Origin of the sequence: Streptacidiphilus sp. BW17, from assembly GCF_041262485.1 — a bacterium.
Classification (GTDB): domain Bacteria; phylum Actinomycetota; class Actinomycetes; order Streptomycetales; family Streptomycetaceae; genus Streptacidiphilus.
This window is the reverse complement of record NZ_JBGCCR010000019.1, coordinates 89510-105274: the sequence shown is the minus strand read 5'-3', so window position 1 is coordinate 105274 and position 15765 is coordinate 89510. Positions and strand designations below refer to the sequence as shown.

The following is a 15765-nucleotide window of genomic DNA, read 5'->3' as shown; positions in this document are numbered from 1 at the left end:
GCAGGTCACCCGGTGTGCTGACAGTCCGTCACGCGCCGGGGAAGCCGAGGAGGCGCTGGAGTTGAGCCAGGATCAGGTTGGCGGCGAAGTAGCCGATCCCGACGAACCAGAGCTCGTCGTCGACCTCGAACGCGCGGTGACCCTTCACCGCGCCCAACTGCTGCCACTGACTGCTGCTGGTGAACGTCTGCGTCTGTGCCTTCGCCGGATCGCCGTAGGTGGACCAGAAGAGCGCCGTGCCGTCGGCGATGTGCAGGTCCGCGGGAGTGGGGACGGCGACGTCGGGTGCAGCCGCGTTCTCCGCCGCCGGACGTCCGAGCTGGGCCTCGGCGAGCAGTGCGCCCAGGAAGTTCTGCGCCGCGTAGGCCTGCGGGTCCGTGTCCTCGACGAAGCGCAGCAGGCCGATCTTCTGCTTCTTCGTCTGGTCCGAGCCGCCCAGCACGCTGACGAACTGTCGGACGTGGTCCTGGTACGCGCCGGTGACCGCGTCGGCGAAGCTCTGCCGGTTCAGTGCCTGGGCGTGGAGTTGGAAGTCCTGCTTCCAGCTCGCACCGGTGGTCGCGGTCAGCACGGTCGGCGCGATCGCGGCGAGATCGGTGTAGTGGCTGTCGTCGTCGGTCCGGTTGCCGAGGATCAGGTCCGGTCGCAGGCGGGCGACGGCGGTCAGGTCCGGCGCGCCGATCGGGCCGACGTCGGTGACCGGGTCGAGCCAGCCCACCGGGAAGTAGTCGGGAAGCCCGCTGTCCAGCATCGCGCGGGCGGCGCCGACCGGCGTGAGGCCGAGCGTCAGCGCGGAGTCGAGCTCGGCCGCGCCGAGGACGACCACCCGGCCGGGTGTCTGCGGCACCGCGACCGGTCCCGTCGCCGCCGCCACGGTCCGCTCCGGGGAGGGGGAGGGCGAGGGCGTCGCGGTCGCCGCGACCTGGGCCGCGGTGCCGCCCTGGCCCGTCCCGTTGCCCGCACCGGCGAGGGGTTCCGGCGGGGACTGCGCGGCGGCCGACGCGCCGCCTGCGGTGGTGCAGCTGGTCAGGGCGGAGACGGCCGCCGTGCCGAGGGCGGCCGTCAGCGCCCCGAGCACGGCTCGGCGCGAGTGGGCGCGCGGCATCCGACCTCCCGGGAGCGCACGGCCGACCGACGTGCGGCTGACCAGATTGTGGCTTTTGTCCAACCGTCAGAAGAAAGTATTCCCCACGGACCGCCCGCATAGGGTGAGGGCATGACGACGCTGACGGTGGGATTCGACCTCGACATGACGCTGCTCGACACCCGGCCCGGGATCGCCCGCGCCTGGGAGATGCTCGCCGAGGAGACCGGCACCCGGATCGACAGCGCGGTGGTCGTCTCCCGGCTCGGGCCGCCGGTCGAGATCGAGATGGCCCACTGGTTCCCCGCCGACGAGATCAAGGCGCGCGCCGACCGCTACCGGCAGCTCTACGCCGAGCACGGCGTCAAGGGCGTCACCCCGCTGCCCGGCGCGATCGAGTCGCTGGCCGCCGTCCGCGCGGCGGGCGGAAGGACGCTCGTGGTGACCGGCAAGCACACGCCGAACGCCCGGCTCAACCTGGACGCGCTCGGCATCGAGGTCGACGCGCTGCACGGCGACGTCTTCGCCTCGGCCAAGGCGGGGGCGCTGCGCGCCGAAGGGGCGAGCGTCTACGTCGGCGACCACCTCGGCGACATCGAGGGCGCGCGACAGGCGGAGGCGGTCGCCGTCGGCGTCACCACTGGCCCGTACGACGCGGCGGCGCTCCGGGCGGCCGGAGCGGACGTGGTCCTGCCGGACCTGACCGGGTTCCCCGCCTGGCTGCAGGCGCACCTGCGGGCCTGAACCGAACGCTGCGCGCGTTCAGCCCGCGCGGCGCTGAGAGCGGGCGGAGCGGAACAGTCCGCCGAGGGCGACGGCGAAGCCGAGCGGCATCACCATGGACACGAAGTAGGCCGGGGTCGGCAGTCGGTGCAGCCCGAGGAAGAGCGGGGTCACGGTCGCGATGGTGGCGACCGCGCCGAGCGCGAAGAGGATCGCTCCGATGCGGACCAGGGCGTCGCCGGGCCTGGCGTCGGAACGGGCGGAGTCAGTGTTCACACGTCAACGCTAACGGGTCGGCGGAGTATGCCGTCCGGCACGTCGGACGGAGCGGGTTAGCGGTGTGCCCACCGGGGGTATGCACGTCACGCACGGGACTGCGCGTACGCGCGCGGTGGAGGCCCGGGAGCAGCCGATCGCAGGAGGAGGTGCGCCATGACAGTCGTGCGGGTACGCCGCGGACCGGTCCGGTCGCAGGTGCCTCCGGCGGAGCAATCAGGTCGATCATTTCGCCATCGACCTGGAACAATGGCGCGGCGCTAGTTCGCTTTCGCTCGCAGCACCAGCGGCGGTCCGTTCCGAGGGACGCCGCGCCCCCTGTACGACTCACTCCGACTCACCACCGACGAGGTCTCCCCATGCCTACGGGCAAAGTGAAGTGGTTCAACTCAGAGAAGGGCTTCGGCTTCCTCTCCCGTGACGACGGCGGCGACGTCTTCGTGCACTCCAAGGCGTTGCCTGTCGGGGTGGACACGCTCAAGCCGGGCCAGCGGGTCGAGTTCGGCGTGGTCGCCGGCCACCGGGGAGACCAGGCGCTGACGGTGACTCTGCTGGACGACGCCCCGAGCTTGGCCGCGGCGTCGCGGAAGAAGCCGGACGAGCTCGCGGCGATGGTCCAGGACCTCACCACGGTCCTGGAGAAGATCCTCCCGGGCCTCCAGAACGGCCGCTACCCGGACAAGCCGGTGGGGAAGCGCGTCGCGACGTTGCTGCACCACATCGCTGATCAGCTCGACGTCTGACCCCCAGTCACGGGCGACAGGGAAGTTGCACTGTTCAGGATTCAGAGCCCCGCGCCCCTGGATAGTGCAACGGCCTGCGGGAGCGACGGTCAGCCGCTCACGCGGGAAAGCGCAGCTTCTCCTCCGACACCGCGGGCACCAGGCCCTGCTCGGCCGCGCGGCCGAGCAGGCCGTGGACCGCTGCGTACCCCGCATCGCCCAGCTCGGCCGTGAACTCGTTCACGTACAGCCCGATGTGCTGGTCGGCGACCGCGGGGTCCATCTCCTGGGCGTGGGCCAGGACGTAGTCGCGGGACGCTTCCGGCTCGGCCCAGGCCTGCTCGACGCTGGTGCGGATCGCCGTCGCCAGCTTGCGCAGGCGTGTCTCGCCGAGCGAGCGCTTCGCGATGATCGCGCCCAGCGGGATCGGGAGGCCCGTCGAGGACTCCCACGCCTCGCCCATGTCGGCCAGGCAGCGCAGGCCGTAGTTCTGGTAGGTGAAGCGGGCCTCGTGAATGACGAGACCGGCGTCGACCCTGCCGTCGCGGACCGCGGGCATGATCTCGTGGAACGGCATCACCACGACCTCGCCCAGCCCGCCCGGGACGGCCTCCGCGGCCCAGAGGCGGAACAGCAAATAGGCCGTGGAACGCTCGCTCGGGACGGCGACGGTCCTGCCGCGCAGCGCCGCCGGGTCGGCGGGCGCGTCGGCGGCGGTGAGGACCAGCGGGCCGCAGCCACGGCCCAGCGCGCCGCCGCACGGGAGCAGGACGTAGTCGTCGAGGACCCACGGCAGCGCTGCGTAGGAGATCTTCAGCACATCCAGCTCGCCGCGCTCGGCGAGGCCGTTGGTGATGTCGATGTCGGCGAAGGTGACCTCGGGCGGCACCGCGCCCTCGACCAGGCCGTGGGCCCAGGCGTGGAAGACGAAGGTGTCGTTCGGGCAGGGCGAGAACGCGATCGTCAGCACGGAGTCGGCGTCAGCGGCGGTGGCAGCGGCGGTATCGGCGGCGGTGTCGGCGTCAGGAGAAGTCACGGGACCAGTGTCGCCCACGGCAGGTTGGCGAATGCACCCGCCAGGGCGTCCAGCGCCTCGCCGATGCGCCAGGCGGAGCGGTCGCGCGGCCCGACGGTGTTGGAGACCGTGCGCAGCTCCAGCACCGGGACGTCGTGCCCGGCGGCGGCCTCGGCCAGCCCGAAACCCTCCATCGCCTCGGCGACGGCGCCAGGGTGACGCCGCGCCAGCTCGGCGGCGCGCTCGGCGCTGCCGGTGACGGTGGAGACGGTGAGCACCGGCCCCTGCGCGGTCGGCAGGCCGTGCCCGCGCAGCGACGCGGCGACGGGGTCGGCGTGTCGCGTGGCGTGCCGGACCCGGCCGAAGCCGAGCTCGGTCACGTCGGCGAAGCCGTCCGGGGTCTGCGCCCCCAGGTCGGCGGCGACGATGGCGTCCGCGACGACCACGGAGCCCACCGGTGCGGCAGGCGCGAATCCGCCCGCGATGCCCGCCGAGACGGCGAGGCCGTAGCGGGAGGGACTGACTGCCAGCGCGGTTGCCGTCGCTGCCGCTGCGGCAGCCGGGCCGACACCCGCGACCACGACGTCCACCGGGCCGCACGCGGTCAGCGCGTAGCCGCCGGGCAGCGTCCGCTCGGCCGGTCCGGCATGCCCGAAGGCCTGCTGGACACCACGCAACACCGCCGCCGCTTCGGGAGCGACGGCGGTGACGACGAGAACGCGGAACGCGGTCAGTTCGCGACCTTCAGCTGCAGCAGCCACACGCCGTAGATCTTGCCGTTCTTGTCCTGCTCCTTGACGATGAGCGGGCCGGACTTGTTGACGGTGGTCTGGCCGGTCTGCGGGTCCTGGGTGGTCAGCACCGAGGCGATCGACAGCGGGCCGGCGTAGGCGTTGGTGGTCTGCGGGACCAGCTCGGTCGTCGAGCCGGCGTTCCACCCGTGGTCGGTGACCGGCTGGTCGACGTTGATGCCGAAGGTGCCGTTCTGCGACGGGACGATCGCGGTCGCCATGTCGTTGTTCTGCACCGACTTGGTCACCGCGGCGGAGCAGGCGGTCTGCTGCGCGGTGGTCATCGCGTTGCCACCGTAGTAGCAGCCCTTGAGCGGCTGGACCTGGGTCCAGTGCGGGCCGGCGACGACGGCGACGTTCGGCACCGGCTTGCCGTAGCTGTGGGCGAGAGGAATCGTGATGCCGAGCGTCGCGACGCCGACGACGGCGACAGCTCCAAGGGCGGCGACACCGCGGTTAAGACTCATGGTGCTGAGGCTACCGTCCCTCGGGGATCACGCCACGTCGGGGGCGGGGCTCGCGTTTTGCGGGCCCAGGGTCGCCCGGGCTCGCAGCGCCCAGACGAAGGCGACGCCCACCATCACCGAGGCGGTCACCATGCCGACCTCGCCGACCAGCGGGAGCACGATCCCCAGCCCGCCGCCGAGCACCCAGGTGAGCTGCATCAGCGTCTCCGACCGGGCGAATGCCGAGGTCCGGACGGCCTCCGGGACGTCGCGCTGGATCAGCGCGTCCAGGCCCACCTTGCCCAGGCACTGGGCGAGCCCGGAGACGAAGGCGAGCACCACGACCGTCAGCGCCCCGTAGAAGACCGCGCCGGCGAGCGAGGCGGCCAGAGCCAGACCGAGCATCAACGTGACGATCGTCTCAGGGCGGCGGGTGCGCAGCCACGCGCCCATCACCGTGCCGAGGGTGTTGCCGATGCCCAGCGCGGCGGCTACCAGGCCGAGGGAGACCGTCGCCGGCAGCCCGGCGAGCGGGTGCTCGCGGACCAGGAAGGCGAGGAAGAAGGTGAGAAAGCCGAAGAGGCAGCGCAGTGTCCCCTCCGCGCCGAGCGCGAGCACGACGCCGGGTCCGACCGAGCGCAGCCCGATCTTCTCCTTCCCCTTCGGCGCCTTGTCCTCGTCGGTCTTCTCAGCCCCCGCGTCCGTGACCCCGTCCGCCCCGTCCGCCCCGTCCGGCTCGGCCGTCGGTTCGTGGGCGTGGAGGAAGGCGCGCTCCTCCCCCTTGTCCAGGTCCACCTGGTGCGGGAGGGAGAAGGCGAGTCCGGCGCCGACGATGTAGACGATGAACGCTGCGCGCAACGGCCAGTCAGGACCGATCAGGTGCAGCAGTCCGCCCACGCCTCCGGCCAGACCGGTGGCCAGCAGCCCGGCCAGGGAGACCCGTGAGTTGGCCTTCACCAGCGGCAGTTGCGGTGGTCGCAGCCGTGGCACGACGACGCTGCGGATCACCCCGTAGGCCTTGGAGGAGACGAGTACGCCCAGCGCCAGCGGGTAGATCTGCAGGCTCGCGCCGGCGATGGCGCCCGCCATCATCCACGCCAGCGCGGCACGGACCAACAGACTGACCGCCATCGCGGCGCGCCGTCCGCTCGGGATCCGGTCCAGCATCGGCCCGATCACCGGGGCGAGCAGGACGAAGGGCGCCATGGTGATCAGCAGGTAGAGGGCGACCCGGCCGCGTGCCTCGTGCGTCGGCACGGAGAAGAAGATGGTGGACGCCAGCGCGACGGTGATCATCATGTCGCCGGCGGAGTTCACCGCGTGCAGTTCGATCAGTTTCGCCAGGCCCGACTCGCCCGCGCCCTCGGCGGATGTCGCGCGGCGGATCCGGTGTCCGGTCGCCTTCGTGAAGTCGCCGGTGCGCAGCGCGGCAGCCGACGTGAACCGGTGCACGGAAGCCACCGCGCGCCGAGTCCTACCTGTCACCACATCGGCCACAAATCCCATGGTGCCCGACATTTGTGGCAGCTCGGCGGACTTTGCTCCGGCGGGTTCCTGCCCTGAGGGGGACAGCAGGGCATCGCGTCCAGCAGAATAGGTGTCCGGAGACTTCTACCGTCTGAACGACCGACCGAGATCGCGCACCACGGCAGTTCCGTAGTTCTGCCCACGTGCTGCTGAGCCGGTGGTGGTGAAGCGGTGCGTACGGTTGGGAGAGAATCAGTTCGTGATGAGTGCTGCGACGACGACGCGAAGCCGTACCCCTGACCGCCAGTGCGCCGAGGCCGTGGAGTTCGCCCGGGGCGCCGCGGTCCAGGCCGCCGGCGAGTCCGCGGTCGGCGACCACCTCGGTGTCGACATCGATGGCGACCGGGTGGTCACGCACTTTTTCGCGACCCGCGAGCGTGCGTACAAGGGCTGGCGCTGGGCGGTGACGGTGACCCGCGCTGCGCGCAGCAAGCAGGTCACCCTGGACGAGACCGTGCTCCTTCCCGGCCCGGACGCGCTGGTCGCGCCGGAGTGGGTCCCCTGGAGCGAACGGCTGCGCCCCGGCGACATGGGCCCCGGCGACCTGCTGCCGACCGAGTCGGACGACCTGCGGCTGGAACCGGGCTACTCCGGTGACGACGAGCCCGCCCCGAACAGCGTCCTCGCCGAGGACCAGCTCTCGGGCCTCGCGGGCGAGGACGTCGCGGTCGAGCCCTCCGGCAAGGAGACGGCGGTCGCGCCGTCCAACGAGCGCGCGGAGATCGGCGCGGTCGCGGAGGAGCTCGGCATGCGCCGGGCCCGGGTGCTCAGCCGGCTCGGCCTCAACCTGGCCGCCGACCGCTGGGAGAAGGAGTACGGCGCGCACACGCCGATGGCGCAGGCCGCGCCGGCCTCGTGCGCGACGTGCGGCTTCCTGGTCCCGATCGCGGGCTCGCTGAGTCAGGCCTTCGGCATCTGCGGCAACGAGTTCGGTCCTGCGGACGGCCGGATCGTCTCCCTCAGCTATGGCTGCGGCGGCCACTCCGAGGCGGCGGTCATGCCGGCGCCCCAGGTCCCGGCCCCGCCGGTCCTGGACGAACTCAGCCTCGAACCCCTCCCGCTCCACCCCGACCGCGCGGGCGGCTCCGTCGAGGAGAGCACCCCGGCCGAGGAGCTCGGCCACAGCTGACCTGAGGGGCGCGGGGAACTGCGCGACAAGCCACCCAAGTAGCTGGCAGGCCGAACGAGCAGGGCCATCCGCACAGGATGGTTTCTCGCGCAGTTCCTCGCGCCCCTGGACAGTGCAACTGCCTCGTCTGCAAACCCCGCGCCCGTGGATGGTGCAAGGTCCCCGCTGGCGGGGGCGCAGCTCACTCACCGATGTCCTCGTACCAGAGGTCGGGGTTGCTCTCGATGAAGTCCGTCATCATTCGCACGCAGGTCTGATCGTCCAGCAGTACGATCTCGACCCCGTTGGCGGCAAGCCACTCGTGTCCGCCGTGGAACGTCCTCGCCTCGCCGATGACGACACGCCCGATGCCGAACTGGCGGACCAGCCCGCTGCAGTACCAGCACGGGGAGAGCGTCGTCACCATCGTCGTGCGCCGGTACCCACGCCTGCGACCGGCGTCGCGAAACGCGGAGGTCTCCGCGTGCAGGGAGGGGTCGCCGTCCTGGACGCGGCGGTTGCGGCCGCGGCCGAGCAGCTCGCCGTCCGGGCCGAAGAGCGCGGCGCCGATGGGGATGCCGCCCTCCGCGAGGCCCTGGCGGGCCTCGTCGACGGCGGTGTCGAGCATGGAGCGGAAGTCCAGGGCCATGTCCCTACGATGCCCCCTGACGATCCGCGCCGCGCCGGTAACGGATACTGAGCGCTATGGCTTACGACGATCTACGGTCCTTCCTCCGGGCGCTGGAGCGCGAGGGCGACCTCAGGCGGATCAAGGTGGAGGTCGACCCGTACCTGGAGGTCGGGGAGATCGTCGACCGGGTGCAGAAGGCGAAGGGCCCGGCGCTGCTCTTCGAGAACGTCAAGGGCTCGGCGATGCCGCTGGCCATGAACGTCTTCGGTACCGAGCGCCGCCTCGCCAAGGCGCTGGGCCTGAAGTCCGCCGACGAGATCGGCGAGAAGATCGCCGGACTGCTGAAGCCGGAGCTGCCGCACGGCTTCACCGGCGTCCGGGAGGCCTTCGGCAAGCTGGCCGGGATGACGCATGTGCCGCCGCGCAAGGTGAAGCCGGGGGAGGCGAAGGTCCAGGAGGTCGTGCTCACCGGCGACGACGTGGACCTGATGCAGCTGCCCGCGCTCTTCACCTGGCCCGAGGACGGCGGCTCGTTCTTCAACCTGGGCCTGACTCACACCAAGGACCCCGACTCCGGCGTGCGCAACCTCGGTCTCTACCGACTGCAGCGGCACGACAAGCGGACCATCGGCATGCACTGGCAGATCCACAAGGACAGCCGCAACCACGCCGCCATCGCCGCCAAGCGCGGCGAGAAGCTGCCGGTCGCGATCGCCTTCGGCTGCCCGCCCGCCGTCACCTACGCCGCGACCGCGCCGCTGCCGGGCGACATCGACGAGTACCTCTTCGCGGGCTTCGTCGCGGGTGAGCGGGTCAGGATGGTCGACTGCAAGACCGTCCCGCTGCAGGTCCCGGCGGACGCCGAGGTCGTGCTGGAGGGCTGGTTGGACCCGGACGTGCTGCTCCCCGAGGGGCCGTTCGGCGACCACACCGGCTTCTACACGCCGCAGGAGCCGTTCCCCGCGCTGACCATCGACTGCGTCACCATGCGCCGCCGCCCGCTGCTCCAGTCCATCGTGGTCGGCCGCCCGCCGACCGAGGACGGGCCGCTGGGCAAGTTCACCGAGCGGTTCTTCCTGCCGCTGCTCAAGGTCATCGTCCCGGACATCGTCGACTACGACCTGCCCGAGGCGGGCGGCTTCCACAACTGCGTGATCGTCTCGATCGACAAGAAGTACCCCAAGCACGCGCAGAAGGTCATGCACGCGATCTGGGGCGCGCACATGATGTCGCTGACCAAGCTGATCGTGGTGGTGGACGCGGACTGCGACGTCCACGACTACCAGGAGGTCGCCTGGCGGGCGCTCGGCAACGTCGACTACAGCCGCGACCTGTCCGTGGTGGAGGGGCCGGTCGACCACCTCGACCACGCCTCCTACCAGCAGTTCTGGGGTGGCAAGGCGGGCATCGACGCGACCCGCAAGCTGCCCGAGGAGGGCTACACCCGCGACGGCGGCTGGCCGGAGATGGTCCTCTCCGACCCGGCCACGGCCGCCCTGGTCGACACGCGCTGGAAGGAGTACGGGCTCTGATGACGACTGCTGTCGCGACTGCCGACGCCGGCAGAACCAAGGCGTTCCTGCGGCTGGTGATGATCGAGCACTCGGTCTTCGCGTTGCCCTTCGCGTACACCGCCGCGCTGACGGCGATGTTCCTCGCCAACGGGCGGGTGCACTGGGTGCAGCTGTTCCTGGTGACGCTGTGCATGGTCGGGCTGCGGACCTTCGCCATGGCGGCCAACCGGATCATCGACCGCGAGATCGACGCGCGGAACCCGCGCACCGCCGGACGCGAACTGGTCACCGGCGCGGTCTCGATGCGCACCGCGTACACCGGGTCGGCGGTCGCGCTGGTGGTCTTCCTGACCGCCGCCGCGCTGCTCAACCCGCTCTGCCTGGCGCTGGCGCCGATCGCGGTGATCCCGATGGTCGTCTACCCGTACGGCAAGCGGTTCACCGACTTCCCGCACGCGATCCTCGGCCTGGCCCAGGCGATGGGCCCGATCGGCGCGTGGCTGGCGGTCACCGGCACCTGGTCCTGGCCCGCCTGCGTGCTGGGCCTCGCGGTCGGCATCTGGATCGGTGGCTTCGACCTGATCTTCGCCTGCCAGGACGTGATGGCCGACCGCGCCGACGGCGTCCGCTCGGTCCCGGCCCGCTTCGGGGTCCCGGCCGCGCTGCGCGGCGCGCGTGCCGCGCACGCGCTGACCCTGCTGCTGCTCGGCTGGTACGCCTGGCTGTCGGGCGCGGGGTGGGCGTTCTGGATGGGTCTGGCGGTGGTCGCGGCGGCGTTCGTCTACGAGCACACGATCGTCCGCCCGCACGACCTGAGCCGCCTCAACCGGGCGTTCTTCCAGGTCAACGGCTTCGTCGGGATCTCGCTCTTCTGCTTCGCGCTACTGGATCTCGTGCTGCGCGGGCTGACGCCGTAGACGCCCGGTAGCTGCCCGGCTGCTGCCACGTAGCTGACGGAATATCACCGGCCCTCCGCTTGCTCACCCCTCACAAGAGGACGACGAGCAACGGAGGGCTTCGTCATGAGCGGCATCGGCACCACCGCAGTCATCGGCACCGGCAACATCGGCGGGACGCTCGGCCGGGCCTTCGCCAGGGCAGGGCACGCCGTCGTCTTCGGCTCCCGCAACCCCGCGACCTCCGACGCCGCGGGCGACACCGGCGCCAAGGTCGCCACCGTGGCGGAGGCCGTCGCCGCCGCGGACACCCTGCTGCTGGCCGTCCCGGCGGGCGAGGTCGAGGCGTTCCTGCGGACCCACGCCGAGGCGCTGGCGGGCAAGCTGATTGTCGACGCGACCAACCACTTCCCGCAGCCCGTGCTGCACAGCGCGGACCTGGTCCGCGCCCTGGTCCCGACCGCCCGTTACGCCCGCGCCTTCAACACCCAGACCTGGGAGACCTTCGCCGACCCGCTCTGGGACGGCGAGCCGGGCAACCTCTTCTACACCGTCTTCGAGCAGTCCGACGCCCCGACGGTCGAGGCCCTGATCACCGCCGTCGGCCTCGTTCCCACCTTCGTCGGCCTGGGCCGCCCCGACCTCCTGGACGCGGCCATCTTCCTGCTCCTCCCGTCCTTCGGCACCCTCGGCCGCCGGACCGGCATCCGCATCGTCCATGACTGAACCGAGCGGTTAGGGTCGATCATGTGAAGCAAGAACCGCGGGAGCCATGGATCGTCGGGGTGTCGGGGGCGTCCGGGACGCCGTACGCCGCGTCGGTGATCCGTGGGCTGCTCGGCGCGGGGGAGCCGGTCGACGTCGTCGTCAGCAGGGCCGCGCGGTTGACGATCATCGACGAGACCGGGATCGCGTTCCGGGACGCGCACTGGCGCGAGGACCTGCGGGAGTGGCTGGAGCGACCGCTCGATCGAGGTAAGCCGCAGCCGTTCGAGCTCGACGACGTCCGCTACTGGACAGCCGGGGACTTCGCCGCCGGGCCGTCCAGCGGGTCGTACCCCGCGAAGGGGATGATCGTGGTCCCGTGCAGCGCCGCCGCCGTCGCCGGGATCGCGGTCGGGCTCAGCAAGGACCTGCTCCAACGTGCCGCCAACGTCACCCTCAAGGAGCGCAGGCCGCTGGTGCTCTGCGTGCGCGAGAGCCCGCTCACGGGGGTGACGCTGCGTCAACTCGTCGAGCTGGACCAGCAGGGAGCCGTGGTGATCCCCGCCTCGCCCGGCTTCTACGCCGGCTCGGGAAGCGTGCAGCAGCTCGTGGATTTCGTCGGCGGACGGGTGCTCGACTCGGTCAAGATCCCGCACGCCCTCTACCGCCGCTGGGAGGGCGAGCTGGGGGCGACGTGATGGAGGTCACCTCGTCGGAGTATCTTCTTTGCGAACCGGGGGTCTTGTCGGCCTGGACTTTGGAATTCCGGATACTGTCGGCAAGCTCCCCAACGATTGGAAGGCCAGGTTTCCCAGCATGGACGCGGTGGACAGGCAGCTCATTCAGGCGCTGCGCGAGAACGGACGCGCCTCGTACGCCGAGCTGGGGCGGCTTGTCGGGCTGTCGGGCCCCAGCGTCACGGATCGGATCAACCGGCTGGAGCAGGCCGGCGTCATCACCGGGTACCGCGCCACGGTCAACCCGGCCTCGCTCGGCCTCGGCGTCACCGCGCTGATCGGCCTGCAGCTGACCGACGCGGCGGACCACGACGACGTCTCCCACCGGCTGCGCGACCTGCCCGAGATCGAGGACTGCTGGTTCATCGCCGGCGAGGACTCCTACATGCTCAAGGCCCGGGTCCCGGACGTCGACGGGCTGGAGTCGATCGTCAAGCGCCTCTCCGGCACCAGGGGTGTAGCCCGCACACGCACCACGGTCGTACTCTCCACCAAGTGGGAGAACCGCGCCGTCGAGCTCCCCGACGCCGAGGTGTTCACCGAGCAGCGAAAGGTGTGATGCACGCATGGCCCTGGTGACGCTGGACGAGGTGCGCGAAGCGCAGCAGCGGATCGCCGGGGTGGCCGTGCGCACTCCCCTGATGCCGTGTCCGTGGGCGGACCGGCCCGACGGGCGTTCACTGCACCTGAAGCCGGAGGGCCTGCAGCCGACCGGGTCCTTCAAGATCCGCGGCGCGTACAACCGCCTTGCGGCGCTGACGCCGGAGGAGCGTGCACGGGGCGTGGTCGCCCAGTCCAGCGGCAACCACGCGCAGGCGGTCGCCTACGCGGCACGTGAACTCGGCATCAAGGCCGTCATCGTGATGCCGGACACCTCACCCGAGGTGAAGGTGGAGAACACCCGCTCGTTCGGCGCCGAGGTCATCCTGGTCGCCATGCACGAGCGGGACACGACCCCCGCGGACCTGGTCGAGAAGCACGGCTACGTCTGGGTCCCGCCGTACGACGACCCGTACGTCATCGCGGGCCAGGGCACGACGGGGATGGAGATCGCGGACGACGCGGCGGCGCTGGACCTCGACCTGCAGACGGTCCTGGTCCCGGTCAGCGGCGGCGGCCTGATCAGCGGTGTGGCAACGGCGTTGAAGCTGACCATGCCGGGCGTCAAGGTCATCGGCGTCGAGCCGGCCCTGGCCGGGGACGCGGCGGAGAGCTTCCGCTCGGGCGAGCGGAAGGTGTGGCCGTTCGCGGACACCCACCGCACGATCGCGGACGGGCTCCGGACGAACTCCCTGGGCGTGCTGCCGTGGGAGCACGTCCAGGCGTACGTCGACGGCATCATCACGGTGACGGAGGACGAGATCCGGGAGGCGGTGGCCGTCCTGGCCCGCCGCGGCCGGCTCGTGGCCGAGCCGTCGGGCGCGGTGACGACGGCGGCGTACCTGTTCCACGGCGCGGAGCTGCCGGGCACGCGGTTCGCCGCGGTGGTGAGCGGCGGGAACGTGGATCCGGCGCTGCTGGCGAGGATCCTCGCCGTCTGAGCTTTTGCAGCTGGGGAGTTGCAGCACGCCAGGGGCGCGGGGAACTGCGCGCCAAGCCACCCGGTCGGGTCGAGCACCGAACGAGCGGGGCCATCCGCACAGGGTGGCTTGTCGCGCAGTTCCCCGCGCCCCTGACAGTGCAACCGACTCGTCGGCCGAATCGCTGCGCCCGTGCATGGGTACTGCACCATCCCGTCAGAGCGAGGGCGTAGGCTCGTGGGGATCGTCGGCCCGGTGCGGGCCACTGCTGATGGAGGCATGAGGCGGATGGACGCAGGGCTGAAGCGCGAGCTGGAGGCGAAGGTCTACGCCGGGGAGCGGCTCAGTCGTGAGGACGGGGTCGCGCTCTACGAGACCGACGACCTGGCCTGGCTGGGTGGCCTCGCCCACCACGCGCGGACGCGGAAGAACGGCGACGTCGTCCACTTCAACGTCAACCGTCACCTCAACATGACCAACGTCTGCACCGCCTCCTGCGCCTACTGCTCGTTCCAGCGCAAGCCGGGCGAGAAGGACGCGTACACGATGCGCATCGAGGAGGCGGTCAAGCTCGCCAAGGCGATGGAGAACGACCAGCTGACCGAGCTGCACATCGTCAACGGCCTGCACCCGACCCTCCCCTGGCGGTATTACCCGCGTTCGCTGCGCGCCCTCAAGGAGGCGCTGCCGAACGTCGCGCTCAAGGCCTTCACCGCCACCGAGATCCACCACTTCGAGAAGATCTCCGGCCTCTCCGCCAGCGAGATCCTCGACGAGCTGATCGACGCCGGTCTGGAGTCGCTGACCGGCGGTGGCGCGGAGATCTTCGACTGGGAGGTGCGTCAGCACATCGTCGACCACGACACCCACTGGGAGGACTGGTCGCGGATCCACCGCCTCGCTCACTCCAAGGGCCTGAAGACGCCCGCCACCATGCTCTACGGCCACATCGAGGAGCCGCGCCACCGCGTGGACCACGTGCTGCGGCTGCGTGAACTGCAGGACGAGACCGGTGGGTTCCAGGTCTTCATCCCGCTGCGCTACCAGCACGACTTCCACGACTCGCGTGACGGCAAGGTCCGCAACACGCTGCAGGCGCGCACCACCATGGCGACCGGCGCGGACATGATCCGCACCTTCGCCGTCTCCCGGCTGCTCTTCGACAACGTCCCACACGTCAAGGTGTTCTGGGTGATGCACGGCCTGGCCGGCGCCCAGCTGATGCTCAACCACGGCGCGGACGACATGGACGGCTCGGTCGTCGAGTACAAGATCACCCACGACGCGGACGGCTTCGGCACGCCGAACAAGCTGACCCGTGACGACCTGCTCGACCTGATCCGTGACGCGGGCTTCCGCCCGGTCGAGCGGAACACCCGCTACGAGATCATCCGTGAGTACCCGGGCCCGGACGGCGAGCGCCGCGAGACGCCGCAGACGATGCGCTTCTAAGGGCTCCCCGCGGATGGCACTGCGTTTCACGCTCGACCCGGAGCTCACGCCGGAGCTGGTCGAGGGCCTCGTGGACGTCTGGGCGGCGGCCACGAACGGGGGCGGCGCGATCGGCTTCGTCGCGCCGGTCACCCGTGCGGAGGTCCGGCCGACCGCCGACAAGGCGCTGGCCGGGCTCGGCGACGGACTGGACCGGTTGCTGGTCGCCCACGACGAGCAGACCGGACGCCTGGCCGGGGCCCTCTTCCTCGTCGACCTGCGGTTCTCGCTGATGGACCACTGGCGGACCGTCAAACGGGTCATGCTGCACCCCGACTTCCAGGGCCGGGGCGACGGCGTCGCGCTGCTTGCCGAGGCCGAGCGGCACGCCCGCGCGTGGGGGTTGGCCGGGCTGCAGCTCGACCTGCGCGGCGGCCTCGGGTTGGAGCGCTTCTACGAGCGCTGCGGGTACAAGGAGGTCGGCCGATTGCCGGGAGCGCTGCGGGTCGCCCCCGGCGACGACCGCGACTCCGTCGTCATGTGGCTGGACCTGCGCTGACACCGGGCTGACCCGGCGCACGCGCGGCTCCGTGCCCACCCGGTGAAGATCGCCCTTCCGGGCGTGCTTCACTGGACTGG

The 15765-nt window shown here is 71.2% G+C and carries 18 protein-coding genes; 11 read left to right on the top strand and 7 right to left on the bottom strand.

Annotated features, from left to right (window positions below):
* Positions 1-28 precede the first annotated feature (28 nt).
* Positions 29-1105, bottom strand: a complete 1077-nt coding sequence (locus ABH940_RS22990) for an ABC transporter substrate-binding protein (RefSeq protein ID WP_370061755.1) — start codon at positions 1103-1105, stop codon at positions 29-31.
* Positions 1106-1216: 111 nt separating this feature from the next.
* Between ABH940_RS22990 and ABH940_RS22985 the strand changes: the two genes are divergently transcribed.
* Complete coding sequence (locus ABH940_RS22985; protein WP_370061753.1) at positions 1217-1828, top strand: HAD family hydrolase; 612 nt, start codon at positions 1217-1219, stop codon at positions 1826-1828.
* Positions 1829-1846: 18 nt separating this feature from the next.
* Here ABH940_RS22985 and ABH940_RS22980 read toward each other — a convergent pair whose 3' ends face one another.
* On the bottom strand, positions 1847-2083 hold the full coding sequence (locus ABH940_RS22980) for a hypothetical protein (RefSeq protein WP_370061751.1): 237 nt from the start codon (positions 2081-2083) through the stop codon (positions 1847-1849).
* A gap of 359 nt (positions 2084-2442) precedes the next feature.
* On the opposite strand from ABH940_RS22980, the gene ABH940_RS22975 reads away from it, so the two are divergent.
* Positions 2443-2826 carry a cold-shock protein gene (locus ABH940_RS22975; RefSeq protein WP_370061749.1) on the top strand — a complete coding sequence of 128 codons (384 nt, stop codon included), beginning with the start codon at positions 2443-2445 and terminating at the stop codon, positions 2824-2826.
* 97 nt (positions 2827-2923) lie between these two features.
* Here the strand turns inward: ABH940_RS22975 and ABH940_RS22970 are convergent, their stop codons facing one another.
* The 4 genes from ABH940_RS22970 to ABH940_RS22955 form a co-directional block, all read right to left on the bottom strand.
* Complete coding sequence (locus ABH940_RS22970; RefSeq protein WP_370106091.1) at positions 2924-3775, bottom strand: 1,4-dihydroxy-6-naphthoate synthase; 852 nt, start codon at positions 3773-3775, stop codon at positions 2924-2926.
* A gap of 62 nt (positions 3776-3837) precedes the next feature.
* Positions 3838-4581, bottom strand: a complete 744-nt coding sequence (locus ABH940_RS22965) for a futalosine hydrolase (RefSeq protein ID WP_370061747.1) — start codon at positions 4579-4581, stop codon at positions 3838-3840.
* Positions 4551-5078 carry a hypothetical protein gene (locus ABH940_RS22960; protein WP_370061745.1) on the bottom strand — a complete coding sequence of 176 codons (528 nt, stop codon included), beginning with the start codon at positions 5076-5078 and terminating at the stop codon, positions 4551-4553. The genes ABH940_RS22965 and ABH940_RS22960 overlap by 31 nt, the downstream gene beginning before the upstream one ends.
* Before the next feature lie 27 nt (positions 5079-5105).
* Positions 5106-6563, bottom strand: a complete 1458-nt coding sequence (locus ABH940_RS22955; RefSeq protein WP_370061905.1) for an MFS transporter — start codon at positions 6561-6563, stop codon at positions 5106-5108.
* 223 nt (positions 6564-6786) lie between these two features.
* Between ABH940_RS22955 and ABH940_RS22950 the strand changes: the two genes are divergently transcribed.
* Positions 6787-7713, top strand: coding sequence for a DUF3027 domain-containing protein (locus ABH940_RS22950; RefSeq protein WP_370061743.1), 927 nt, complete (start codon positions 6787-6789; stop codon positions 7711-7713).
* 181 nt (positions 7714-7894) lie between these two features.
* Here ABH940_RS22950 and ABH940_RS22945 read toward each other — a convergent pair whose 3' ends face one another.
* Positions 7895-8341, bottom strand: a complete 447-nt coding sequence (locus ABH940_RS22945; RefSeq protein WP_370061741.1) for a nucleoside deaminase — start codon at positions 8339-8341, stop codon at positions 7895-7897.
* A gap of 56 nt (positions 8342-8397) precedes the next feature.
* Here ABH940_RS22945 and ABH940_RS22940 point away from each other — a divergent pair, with 56 nt between their 5' ends.
* From ABH940_RS22940 to ABH940_RS22905, 8 genes are all read left to right on the top strand, one after another.
* The gene (locus tag ABH940_RS22940; RefSeq protein WP_370061739.1) at positions 8398-9855 is read left to right on the top strand and encodes a menaquinone biosynthesis decarboxylase; all 1458 of its coding nucleotides are present in this window, start codon (positions 8398-8400) and stop codon (positions 9853-9855) included.
* Entirely contained in the window at positions 9855-10754 is a 900-nt protein-coding gene (mqnP, locus tag ABH940_RS22935) for a menaquinone biosynthesis prenyltransferase MqnP (protein ID WP_370061737.1), read from the top strand. The genes ABH940_RS22940 and mqnP overlap by 1 nt, the downstream gene beginning before the upstream one ends.
* Positions 10755-10859: 105 nt before the next feature.
* Positions 10860-11459 carry an NADPH-dependent F420 reductase gene (locus tag ABH940_RS22930; RefSeq protein ID WP_370061735.1) on the top strand — a complete coding sequence of 200 codons (600 nt, stop codon included), beginning with the start codon at positions 10860-10862 and terminating at the stop codon, positions 11457-11459.
* Positions 11460-11482: 23 nt separating this feature from the next.
* Positions 11483-12136 carry a UbiX family flavin prenyltransferase gene (locus ABH940_RS22925; RefSeq protein WP_370061733.1) on the top strand — a complete coding sequence of 218 codons (654 nt, stop codon included), beginning with the start codon at positions 11483-11485 and terminating at the stop codon, positions 12134-12136.
* 118 nt (positions 12137-12254) lie between these two features.
* Positions 12255-12734, top strand: coding sequence for an Lrp/AsnC family transcriptional regulator (locus ABH940_RS22920; RefSeq protein WP_370061731.1), 480 nt, complete (start codon positions 12255-12257; stop codon positions 12732-12734).
* Positions 12735-12741: 7 nt separating this feature from the next.
* Positions 12742-13716 carry a threonine/serine dehydratase gene (locus ABH940_RS22915; RefSeq protein WP_370061729.1) on the top strand — a complete coding sequence of 325 codons (975 nt, stop codon included), beginning with the start codon at positions 12742-12744 and terminating at the stop codon, positions 13714-13716.
* Between the two features lie 267 nt (positions 13717-13983).
* The gene (mqnE, locus tag ABH940_RS22910; protein WP_370061727.1) at positions 13984-15147 is read left to right on the top strand and encodes an aminofutalosine synthase MqnE; all 1164 of its coding nucleotides are present in this window, start codon (positions 13984-13986) and stop codon (positions 15145-15147) included.
* Between the two features lie 13 nt (positions 15148-15160).
* Positions 15161-15685 (top strand): N-acetyltransferase family protein, encoded by a 525-nt coding sequence (locus tag ABH940_RS22905; RefSeq protein ID WP_370106078.1) that lies wholly within the window; start codon positions 15161-15163, stop codon positions 15683-15685.
* Positions 15686-15765 lie beyond the last annotated feature (80 nt).